The organism is Prescottella subtropica (genome assembly GCF_005434945.1).
GTDB classification, from domain to species: domain Bacteria; phylum Actinomycetota; class Actinomycetes; order Mycobacteriales; family Mycobacteriaceae; genus Prescottella; species Prescottella subtropica.
Genome location: NZ_SKCH01000033.1, coordinates 19,358 through 29,042, shown reverse-complemented (window position 1 = coordinate 29,042; position 9,685 = coordinate 19,358). Strand labels below are relative to the sequence as shown.

Sequence of the window (9,685 nt, the reverse complement as noted above, 5' to 3'; positions counted from 1 at the left end):
CCTCAAACAGTGGCGCGGCATCGCGACACGCTACGACAAGTACGCCACCACCTACCTCGGTGGCGTACTCCTTGCGGCGCTACTCATCCACCACCGTGTCCGCAATTAACAGACACGCCCTAGTCTCAAATTAACGCACACTCGGAAACGGACCAAACCGGCAATCATGTGACTCGCAACACGCCCCCCTCGGGCCGGTTCACTCCACTGCGACCGGATCGGACGGGCCCCGCGGCCACACTTCACCTTCGCGTACACCCTGGCCACCGCGGCAGGGCCGATGGCCGGCACGGCCCCACGATCGATCAACCCGGGCACCCGGGGTGCGCTCCGGATGTTCCTCCGGACATCCGGAGCACGCCTGCCTCGAGGAAAGATGAACTCAGCTCGGACAGCGGCCGACAGTCAGGTCGCAGATCGCTTGTGCCTGAGAGGCAGTGGGGGAGAACGGCATTCGGTGCGCCTGCGCGAGCCTCTGCATGACTAGATCGCGCGGGCCGCGTGCGGGCCCCCGAACGGGGTTGGCGTAGGCGGGCAGGTCGGTGGCGGGCGCCGGCGTTGCCGAAGACCAGTGCGCCGTCGACGACAGTGATGTCGATGCAGGGGACCACGTTCGAGGCCCAGGCGTCTCTTCGAGTCGACGCAGGAGCATTCGGAAGGTGGCCCGGCCGCCCACTCCTGTGGCCGATTATCAAGATCAACTTGGTTGCTATGGTGACACGGCGTGTCCATCACAGCGGCCGGGGAGATGGCCGTGTCGGGGTGTGCGGGAAACGAGGACACGCGGAGGGGAAATCCGTTCCATGAATATCAAACGCGCTGCGTCCGTCACCGTCGCCGGACTGGCGGCTGCCGGGACGATCGCCACGGCCGGGGCCGGTACCGCGAGTGCTCTCGAAACGCTCGGCGGACCGGGGTGGTCCGGGGTCGTCCTGAACCACGACGAGACGGTTCTGGCGGCGCAGGTGCGCGCTGGTGACCTGATCAACCTGGTGTACGGGGACAACTGGGTGGTCGATCTGCCGTACGAATCGATCTGGTACACCGGCGACTGGACCCCGGCCACCGGTCACCAGCTCGTCGAGGAAGCGGCGTCACACCCCGGTGGACAGGTCGGGTTTGCGGTGCGGGACACCAACATCTACAGCCAGCCCTTCTACGCGATCTCGCGGTGGTGACACCACGGCAGCGGACCGTTACCCGGATACGCGGATAGCCGTCTGGGACACTGTCCGTGGAATCCTCGGCTGTCAGCCGGAATCCGCTGGAGAGAACACGAAGGCGCCGCCCCTGTGGAGACACGGGGGCGGCGCCTTCTCTCGTTCCGAGGTTCGCCCCAGCGCCACGCGGCGGACCGACAGTGAGGATCCGGACGTCTACGCCTACGTCGTGAACCTCGGCCGGTTCGTCTTCCCCAAGCCCCCGGGCAGGACTTCCACCGGGACCGCGGACTCGAGTGGACCGTCGTCGACGAGCACACCGCCCGCACGACCATCTCCGCCGACACCATTGGTGCGCTCGACGACTCACGCCACGACTGGCTCCTGGCCGAACTGGCCGCCGAGACGGATCAGCGCACCATCGAGGACGTCTTCGACTGGCTCGCCCGAGCGCGGAGAGGTGTCCTCATACCTGCTCGGGGTTACGTCCATCAGGATGGTGCACGAGCCGGAACATCCCTGTTCGGAGACATACCCAGCTTGGGCAGCACTCGGCGACCAGATCGTAGATCGCCTGCGACTGAGCGGCGGTGGGGGAGAGACCCTGGTTTCGGCGCGCAGACCGACGTCGCGGGCGATGATGCCGGTTGGGTCTTGCCCGTACTGATCTCCTGGCAGGTGTTCCCGCGGAGGGTCGTGATCGGGTTGTCCCGGCGACCGGTCGACAGTTCGGGGGTAGGTGGCGCGGAAGGCTGTGTTGTCCGCGGTCGTCGACCCGTTGCCGGCACAGCGACATGGCTCAGTCGACAGACGCCGATGCCGACGCATTCGGGGTCCGGTCGGTGACCGACCGCGCACCGAACACCTCGGCGAGCGTGCGCCGGTCCGGCTCCGCGGTCAGCTCCGCCAGCAGATCATCGTGCCGGCGGCCATCGAGCTTCCCGAGGACACCGGCGGCGGTGATCGGGCAGGCGGTCTGCGCGTCGACCGGGGTCCAGTCGAGTTCACGGTCCCAGTAGAAGTCCTGACCCAGAGACTGGTGGAACACGAAACGACCCAGGTTCGGCACGTACGCGTAGATCCGTGCCGCCTCGGTGTCCTCGTAGGCCAGCCACTGGTCCCGGCCGAGGTATCCGACGATGTAGAGGCTCATGGTGCGACCCTTCTCTCAGTTCATCTTCGGCGGGGTGTACATCTTCGGCGGGGTGTACATCTTCGGCGGGGTGTACATCTTCGGCGCGACCGGGCATCCGCCGAGCTCGGTCAACCCGGCCAGACCGGCCAGACCGGGAAGCTACGTCCATCGGGCCGTCATCTTCTCCATCAACCCGACACATTCGGCGAGCGCACGGGTGAGGTTTGAGCGAACTCGGACGACTCGGCGAGTATTGCGATCCTCGAGGTCCTCGACCTTGCGCCGGATCCGACGGGGAGCCCCCGATATTTGCTAGATAATACGGATTATCTAGGAAACGAAGGTGAACCGGCAGGGAGAAGGGGCCGGTGCGGCTACCGGGCCGGTCGGGCCGCAGTAATGAGGGTTGCCGTCAATCCGACTAGGTGCGGTCGATGACGTCGAAGTCGTAGACCTCGCCGATCTGCAGGCTGTCGGTGACGGCCCGGTCCGGTGACCGCAGGCCGCCGCAGGTGGTTTTCACCAGTGTGGGCCGCCTCGGTGACGGTGGTTCGTTGATCGCGTTGACGGTGCACCCGGTCCGAGTGCCCGGCTGCTCGGGCGCGTTCGCGGCGAAGACTCCGAAGATGCACAGAACCGCTATGAGGAAGCTCGTCCAGGTGAAGAACGGGTGCTGGCGGACCCATCTTGATGCTTTCTTCATCACCGCGGGAACACCTCCTGCCCCTGCTGCTGAAGTTCCTGCAGTCCCTGTTCGCTCTGCTGTTGCCGATCGGCTGGGGTCGGCCGCGGTGTGGAGCGGGCGATGATCCTGGTGGTGGCCTTGTCGACGATGTTGATGCGCAGGTCGAAGTCGTAGACGTCGCCGATGGTGAGGCTGTCGATGATCGACCCCTTCCGATCGGTGTGCAGGATCCCGCAGCTCGTGGCAACCTTCGCGAGTTCCTTGGCGCGGAACAATCCCGGTTTCCGGATGTCGAGCACTTCACAGTTCTCGACTCGTCCGGTGGTGCTGGTCCGGTCGGTGGTGACCACGAGGCCCACGATCAGCAACACCGCGGGCACAACGATTACCAGTCCCGCGCACATCATCGCGATCTGCGCGCTCCGTTCGCTCCACATACCCTTGCTGTCCGCCGACTCCCCCACCTGCACGTTCACGCCCCTCGCGTCCTGGCGGAGACACGCCCCTGACACGCATCCACCGGTGATCGATCCTATCGACGGAAGCCCGACAGAACGGACAGTGGGTGCAGCGGTGGCAGCGGTCGCCAACCGGCACCATCACCTGCCGTCGGCCGCCGTGAACTCGCGGAAGCTACCGCAGCGATCGGTTCTCGGACGTGATTTCTCCGGGCCGTGAACGGCCAGGAGAAATTCAAATCTCCAATGGTGTCGTCATGAATGGCGAGTAGGGACAGCATCAGCCCTATGGCCCAGTTCGTTGCACTGGGATCGCCGAGAACCGTGCCGGACCGAAGTCGCGGGGAGGCTTGCTGCCGCGACCACCATCGATGACGCCATACGCAAGGGGGTTCGGTGTATGCAGCGGGTCAGGCTCACCGATAAGTGGGTGCTCGATCAGGGGCTCCCCGAGAATGGCCAGACCACCTCTGTGCAGCGTCAGCCCAGTGATCGATGCCACCAGCACGACTGTTCTGTCGTGCACGATGAGGACGATCGTCGAAGCGGCGACGTGATCGGCACGGAGCTTCCACACTCCGCGGCCGCGCTCCCACAGTTCCTGCGGCGTGAGATCGCGGGCGTAACCGACGTGTGTCCGGCCCAGAGGATCGTGGGGCTCGGCGGGAGCGGATTCGCCGAGGGTCACTCGTAGGGCCGTGATACGCGACAAGGGCTTCTTCAGCCTGAATCCCTGCAGCTCGGACAAGGCCCCCTTTTCGCGGTCTCGGGGAAGGTGAGCGAAGGCGGGATAGTACCTGTCTGCGAGGTTGACCGGGGGTCGCTCGCCGGTCGCGGTGAAGCGTTGTTGCTCGCAGAATTGCAGGCGTCGCTCGATATCGTCGTCCAGGTCCGCGTCGGGTATGTCGAAGCCGAGTTTCTTGAGCGCCCAACCAATATCGAGATCGAGAGCATAGTGGCCCGGAAGATAGCCGGTACGAAAGAAGCCAGCATCTTCCGGCACGGCCGCGCGCATCTCCTCGTGGCAGCTGTGCGGTAGTGCGTCGAGGATGCGCATCATGCACGCGCCGAGCAGACTCGAAGTCGGGTAGCTCAGCGAGGAACGGTGCTCGACGGCCTGAATGGCGACGTACAGGCTGACCATCCGCACGAAGTACGCCTCCACAAGGGGAAAAAGCTCGTCCCACCACTCGACGGTGTCAGCTGCCTTGGTGCAGAAGAGGGCGTAGAGCGGACTCTCATCAAGGATCCGGAGCGCGGTAGCAGCCGAATCGTCGTGCGCGTCGAGGATGAGGCGTGTGTGCTCTTTGACCTCGCACTTGCGACACAGGTCCGGGAGCACCCGGAAACCCTCTGTGGGTCGATGCTGGCGGTGACCGCAGCTGTACACGATGCACCCAGGCGCGACGCAGTACAGGCAGGCGTTGACATCCCCCTGCTTCCACACTGCGTCCGCGCTCCGACGTAGCGGTGAATCTAGCCACTCGTGACCGGCCGGGCACAGCCACCACAGCATCTCAAGTGACGAGTTCGTGACCGCCTCAAGATCAACCCCGGCATTGCGGGTCGGATGTAGCTGGTGCCACAACTCTGGGTGCCCATCCTTGAAACGCATTTGCCTCTAGCTCCTTGTCGCTATCTCGCTGCTCAGTTCTATCAACACGGTCCGTGGGCGCCTCGAATCACGACGACTCGCGAGCGGTATCCAGCACCGTCGTTCTCTACCGAAGCGGCGGTCACGGTCGACCTCACGAACCCACACGACGCCGCCCGAGAAGCGCTCGATTGTTGGACATCGACACTCTGACCCCATGACCGCATCGTGCTCGTAGCGGGCACGGAACAACGAGGCGCCCCGCAACGGTGTAATCCGTTGCGGGGCGCCTCGTCTGAGCGGTCAGGCCTCCGTGACACCCGACTGCGCGGCACCGAGTGCTTCACCGATCCACTCGGCCGTCGGACCGAACGCCAGCTGCGCTTCGGCCGCGGCGGCGTCGAGGGCGGAGATCACCTGGTCACCACCGGGCTGAGCGAGGACAACCTCACGCGCGGCGACAGCCTGATTGGTGACGTCCTCAACGAACTGCGGGGCAGCCTCGACCGTGGCCGTGACCGCCTGCGCGACCGGCTCCGGAGCCGCAGCGATCTGCTCGGACACCTGGTTGGTGATGCCGTCGAGGTCGTGCTCCGGCAGATCCGGGATGTCGATCACACGCGGTTCGGCGAGGGTGTCACCTGCACCGACCGCAGCACCGGCGGCCGCACCGCCGATACCGCCGGCGACGGCGGCAGCGATGGCAGCACCGATCGCGGTGCCGGCGACGGTCGTGGGAACGACGACACCGACCGGCAGCGGCGGGGGAAGCGGCACGGACACAACGCCTCCGAGTCCGAGGCCGATGTTGCCGCCGACGTGGCCGCCGATCAGCGCGCCGACACCGGCGGCGGGCAGGGCTGCGGCCACCGCATCAGCTGCTGCTCCACTCGCGATGACGGTCGGCGGCGCGATCGGCGCACTGGCCGGGGCTGCCGTGCAACTGTGGACGCGCCGAAAAGCACAGACTCCAACCGTATGACCACTACGAACGCTGTCACGGAGTCAGTGTGCCACCCGCTGATACCGGTATCCGGTTAGTGCATCAACGTCCTAGAGGACACACCACTGGTACTTGGCGGCCCGCTCGAGGAGTCTGGCCCGCTGCAGGGCTTCAAGGAACTCGATCAGGGACCTGAACCGTTTCGCCGGATCCTGGTTCGTGCGAATGCCCTGCTGCAAGAGGGCCACCCAGCAATCGTTGACGGTGAACGTGTATCCAGGCACGTTGTGGTGGATCAGGCTCTCGTACAACGCGAGATGCCAGTGCACTGGGGCCGCGTGAATGCCGTGCGGGTAGCTGCCTGGGGCAGAGAGCACGCTCGGAATCTCCGTCCACCGTTCATCGGTGATCTCCCGCAGCACCGAGGCATCCCACATCCGGTTGTAGCGGTCCTGGATCTGTTCGATCTTTTCGCGCCACCGCTGTTCAGCGAGGACAGCCTGCTGCTGCGCTTCCAACTCCCGTGCCCGAGCAGCTGCGTCGTCACGTTCACGTTCTTCGACCGCGTCATCGATGCGCAGCATCGTGGGGGTGACCCACTCCACGGACGGGGTGCAGACTGCACGCTGCGAGGCTGTCCACGCCCAGATAGGTGACTGTGCCGTAGCGGCCGATCGGGGTGGTCAGGTCAGGGTCGCCGGCCAGTGTGCCGATTTCGCGGGTGACCGGGTTGACCACCAGCACATGTCGGTGGACGGCTGCGATTCTCTTGGCCAGCAGCGGGACGGTGACTCCCCTCGTGTCGTCGGCGTCGTCGCTGCGCGAGACCGGCCGGATCCGAGTGTGCCCAAGCAGCCACGTGCACGCGATCCCCTCGTCATCGAAGTCCTGCTGTTTGCGTTGCCACGATTCCACCGGGAACTGCTTGTACTCGACTTCGAGTGCCAACCGGTGGCTGTCGGAGTTTCGGGTGACGAGGACGTCCGGGCGGCGGTCTAGGTTGGTGTCCCGGTTCTTCACCGCATGTTCCTCGACCACAACCGCGCGGTCGACTGTCTGGCCGGCGGCCCATTGCGCGAGCATCGCCTTCGCTGCCAGATGGTTCTGGCTCTCGGGGGTGGCGGCATGGTGGTAGTTGCCGAGGTGGAAGAAATGGTCGCGTTTGCTTCCTCCGCGGGTGGAGATCGGAGTGGCGCATCCGGGGACGAGGCATGACCAGGACGTTCTTGCCAGATCACGGACGGCGGCTGCGGTTCCGTTGTCGATGAACACCGGTTCCCCGGTCACCCGATCGCGTGCCCAGACTTGCCGGGTCTCACCGTCAAGGAACGTGTGCGCTGGTTCGCCATCTACGTGAGCCATGCACTGTGAACCTATCTGGTCAGAATCCAAGGGCTTCGGCTTCTTGGATTTCGTGGTCAGCCCAGTATTGCTCGATTGCCTGCCGCTCGGCGTCCGGCAGGTCTGGGCGCCATCCGAACGTCCGCCACCATGCTTCTCGGCGTTCCTGCGTCATTGGTGCGTCGTAGTCGTGCATGCGTGTCGTCTCCTTCCCTGCTCGCGCAGTTTACGTTCCGGGTGGTGCTGAAATGGCCCCGCCCTTCGCATTCAAGCAGAGGGCGGGACCATTTTTCTATGGCGTCTGGCGTCTATCGGCCGAGCGATCCGGTGGCCGAACCTGACACCTGACTGTTGGTGCAGGTGTCGAGTACACGGGCGATGGCGTCCTTCTCTGCCCGGGTGACCCACAGGTTGTAGGCAGCCTTGACCTGGACTTGCGCCGACACGTAGGTGCAGCGGTAGGACTTGTTCGCGGGGAGCCAGGTGGCGGCGTCGCCGTCTCCCTTGGCCATGTTCGCGGGGCCGTCGACAGCGATGAGGTTTCGGGGGTCATTGGCGAAGTTGCGGCGTTGGCGTTCGCTCAATTGCTGAGCGCCGGTCTGCCACGAGTTTGAAAGGGAAACAATATGCTCGATTTGAATTGCGGAGGAGGTGTTCTTGCCGCGAACGAAGTTGATGGTCTTGCCCGTGTAGGGGTCGTCGACTAGGGTACCCTTCTGCACGACGCACCGCTTACTGTCCTTGAAGGTAATGTTCGACAAATCCCTTTTAAGAATATCGTTTCGGGTGTCGCATGAATTATTTCCAAATTGGACGTCGACGTTGTCGGTCCAGGCGGGCCCGAACTGGTCGCGCGAGTATCCGGTTTTGGGTGCTCGCCCCTTGACCGGGAGCGAGTTGAGCAGTGCCATCGTCTGGGTGACTTCGGTGGCGGTCAGATCCCACGCCGGTGCGGTGGCTGCGGCGGGGGTGATTGCGTCGTTCGTCACCGTGACGGTGCCGTCGCTGGGGATGCTGGTGCATCCGGTGAGGAGCGCGGTGGATGCGGCGATGGCGGTGGCGGTTCGGCGGAACATTGGGCGCATTGGTGTCTCTCTGGTGGTAGTGAACTCCGATGGGTGAATCATCCCTGACGCGTGGTGTGGGTGCGGAATCAGTTGCCGGCGGCGGGTGCGCGGTTCGGATGTCGTCGGTGAGGTTCTTGGCTGATCCGATACGCCCAGTTGGCTGCTGCGGCCAGGTTTTCGGGGTGTAATCCACGGCGGCTGTCGATGTTGGCGGCAACGGTCGGGATCCCGGTAGCGGTGCGGTGCGCCGCCCATTGTGTGCTGGCCGGGTTGTGTTCGTCGTCGAACCACCAGACGGGCCGCTCCCCTACTTGCGCGATCACGGAGGGGAGTTTGAACATGTCGGCGTCGGGGCTGTTGAGGATGGGGATGTACGGCCAGTGTGGGACGCCGAGTTCCGTTCCGTAGCGGTGGGCTTCGCTCTCCCACCCGCTGCACCACCAGATGTCGGTGTGCATGGTGAGCGCGGTAAGGGTTGGGCCGAGCGCAGCCGGCACCCAGCCTTTGTTCCATCCGCAGGTGGCGCGTCGCCATGATGTCCACGTGGTGTCGAGTTGGTCGGCTGGGCACATCGGGGAGCAGACACCGTCGATGTCGAGGAGGATCAGCGGCCGGCCGGTCACGGCTTCACCAGGCGGGGGTGGGTTCCGTCGGCGTGGGCGTGTAGTCGGCGGAGCCGGCCGGCGGGAGTGGTGGTGCGGCGGTTTCCGATCCAGGTGTGCACGGCGGTCTTGTACAGCTCGGGTGCGGTGGCGGTGAGGATCGTTTCGGCGGCGGCCAGGCCGGCCGCGGTGGTCGCTTCGCTGTCTGCGGCCCAGAGTCGGTCTTGGAAGCGGCGGCGCCGGTAGTGCAGGAGCCATGCTCCGGCGGGGGCGAGCATGACGGCTGCGACGAGGGCGGTCAGCCGGGAGCTGCTGTCGACGCCGCCGCTGACAGCGGTGGATGCGCAGATCGCTGCGAGGATCAACAGAACGGTCGGGGTGGTGTAGCCGGGGGTGCGTTGCCTGGCCGGGTACTGCCCCCAGGACAGGGCGTGGACGGTGAGCCATTGGCCGGCAGCGGCGCCGGTGTGGTGGTCGAGGTCGTCGGTGGTGACGGCGAGGACTGGTGTGACCGTGGTGTTGATGCTGCGGTTCTGGATGCTGGTGTGGCCGTGTCGGATGCGTTCGGCGTGGGCGATGGTCGGGTAGCCGGGCCGGTTCGAGGTTCGGCGGGCGGCAACGCTGGCGGCTGCGACTGCAGTGTCGGCCCACCAGTCCAGCGGTTCCGTCATGGTGGCGGTCCCAGTGGCACGGGTTTTCG

The 9,685-nt window shown here is 65.2% G+C and carries 11 protein-coding genes; 1 reads left to right on the top strand and 10 read right to left on the bottom strand.

Going from position 1 to position 9,685, the window contains the following annotated elements; all coding sequences use genetic code 11:
- Positions 1–803: 803 nt before the first annotated feature.
- On the top strand, positions 804–1,178 hold the full coding sequence (locus tag E0497_RS19025) for a hypothetical protein (RefSeq protein ID WP_137726369.1): 375 nt from the start codon (positions 804–806) through the stop codon (positions 1,176–1,178).
- Positions 1,179–1,959: 781 nt separating this feature from the next.
- Here E0497_RS19025 and E0497_RS19020 read toward each other — a convergent pair.
- The 10 genes from E0497_RS19020 to E0497_RS18980 form a co-directional block, all read right to left on the bottom strand.
- The gene (locus E0497_RS19020) at positions 1,960–2,313 is read right to left on the bottom strand and encodes a hypothetical protein (protein ID WP_241665977.1); all 354 of its coding nucleotides are present in this window, start codon (positions 2,311–2,313) and stop codon (positions 1,960–1,962) included.
- A 684-nt stretch (positions 2,314–2,997) separates the two neighbouring features.
- The gene (locus E0497_RS19015; RefSeq protein ID WP_137726368.1) at positions 2,998–3,456 is read right to left on the bottom strand and encodes a hypothetical protein; all 459 of its coding nucleotides are present in this window, start codon (positions 3,454–3,456) and stop codon (positions 2,998–3,000) included.
- A gap of 268 nt (positions 3,457–3,724) precedes the next feature.
- On the bottom strand, positions 3,725–5,053 hold the full coding sequence (locus E0497_RS19010) for a zinc-ribbon domain-containing protein (RefSeq protein WP_137726367.1): 1,329 nt from the start codon (positions 5,051–5,053) through the stop codon (positions 3,725–3,727).
- Positions 5,054–5,335: 282 nt separating this feature from the next.
- A complete protein-coding gene (locus tag E0497_RS19005; RefSeq protein WP_137726366.1) occupies positions 5,336–5,902 on the bottom strand; it encodes a hypothetical protein in 567 nt (188 codons plus the stop codon).
- Positions 5,903–6,085: 183 nt separating this feature from the next.
- A complete protein-coding gene (locus E0497_RS19000; protein WP_137726365.1) occupies positions 6,086–6,559 on the bottom strand; it encodes a hypothetical protein in 474 nt (157 codons plus the stop codon).
- Positions 6,543–7,262 (bottom strand): competence protein CoiA family protein, encoded by a 720-nt coding sequence (locus tag E0497_RS18995; protein WP_161987453.1) that lies wholly within the window; start codon positions 7,260–7,262, stop codon positions 6,543–6,545. The genes E0497_RS19000 and E0497_RS18995 overlap by 17 nt, the downstream gene beginning before the upstream one ends.
- 94 nt (positions 7,263–7,356) lie before the next feature.
- Positions 7,357–7,512: a hypothetical protein gene (locus tag E0497_RS20645; protein WP_170313014.1), complete on the bottom strand. Its 156-nt coding sequence runs from the start codon at positions 7,510–7,512 to the stop codon at positions 7,357–7,359.
- Between the two features lie 112 nt (positions 7,513–7,624).
- Positions 7,625–8,392, bottom strand: coding sequence for an HNH endonuclease family protein (locus tag E0497_RS18990; protein ID WP_421958363.1), 768 nt, complete (start codon positions 8,390–8,392; stop codon positions 7,625–7,627).
- Positions 8,393–8,469: 77 nt separating this feature from the next.
- Positions 8,470–9,006: a hypothetical protein gene (locus tag E0497_RS18985; protein ID WP_137726362.1), complete on the bottom strand. Its 537-nt coding sequence runs from the start codon at positions 9,004–9,006 to the stop codon at positions 8,470–8,472.
- Positions 9,003–9,656, bottom strand: a complete 654-nt coding sequence (locus tag E0497_RS18980; RefSeq protein WP_137726361.1) for a hypothetical protein — start codon at positions 9,654–9,656, stop codon at positions 9,003–9,005. Before E0497_RS18980 ends, E0497_RS18985 begins: the two co-directional genes overlap by 4 nt.
- Positions 9,657–9,685: the final 29 nt, after the last annotated feature.

Coding starts and splice junctions, on each gene's coding strand:
- E0497_RS19025 (WP_137726369.1), top strand. CDS start 804: ATGAATATCAAACGCGCTGCGTCCGTCACCGTCGCCGGACTGGCGGCT.
- E0497_RS19020 (WP_241665977.1), bottom strand. CDS start 2,313: ATGAGCCTCTACATCGTCGGATACCTCGGCCGGGACCAGTGGCTGGCC.
- E0497_RS19010 (WP_137726367.1), bottom strand. CDS start 5,053: ATGCGTTTCAAGGATGGGCACCCAGAGTTGTGGCACCAGCTACATCCG.
- E0497_RS19000 (WP_137726365.1), bottom strand. CDS start 6,559: ATGCTGCGCATCGATGACGCGGTCGAAGAACGTGAACGTGACGACGCA.
- E0497_RS20645 (WP_170313014.1), bottom strand. CDS start 7,512: ATGCACGACTACGACGCACCAATGACGCAGGAACGCCGAGAAGCATGG.
- E0497_RS18990 (WP_421958363.1), bottom strand. CDS start 8,392: ATGTTCCGCCGAACCGCCACCGCCATCGCCGCATCCACCGCGCTCCTC.
- E0497_RS18980 (WP_137726361.1), bottom strand. CDS start 9,656: ATGACGGAACCGCTGGACTGGTGGGCCGACACTGCAGTCGCAGCCGCC.